We start from the raw sequence: 406 nt of genomic DNA on the forward strand, positions 1-406 counted from the left end.
CAGTAGCTATCTGCGAAGCTGTTCAGCGACCATCCACTCGCTTTGTGCCCGTAAAATCACCAGAGCAACAAGCCATCCTATCGGTACATAGAATGAGAGAGCATTGGGTTCGTGAGCGCACCGCGCTTATGAATCGCATGCGCGCCCTACTCTCTGAGTTCGGGTTAATCATTCCTGTTGGCCGCTCTTCATTGATGAAACAGATTCCCTTAATGCTCGAAGATGCAGAAAATGAACTGCCACATCTCGCTAGAACGGTGATTGCCGATGCTTATCACCACCTTGGTGAATTAAATCAACGTATCGCCGATACTGAACAAGTCTTCGACTCTTTTGCTAAGGTCAGCGCTAATGTTCAACGAGTGATGAAAGTTCGAGGTATTGGGCCGCAAACCGCTACTGCGAT

Annotated in this window: 1 pseudogene; it reads left to right on the forward strand. The window is 48.5% G+C overall.

The features are described from left to right. Positions 1–406, forward strand: a pseudogene (locus AB4185_RS21975) (IS110 family transposase); the annotation flags it as partial.

Origin of the sequence: Vibrio sp. 10N.286.48.F5 (assembly GCF_041469785.1) — a bacterium.
GTDB lineage: Bacteria > Pseudomonadota > Gammaproteobacteria > Enterobacterales > Vibrionaceae > Vibrio > Vibrio crassostreae_C.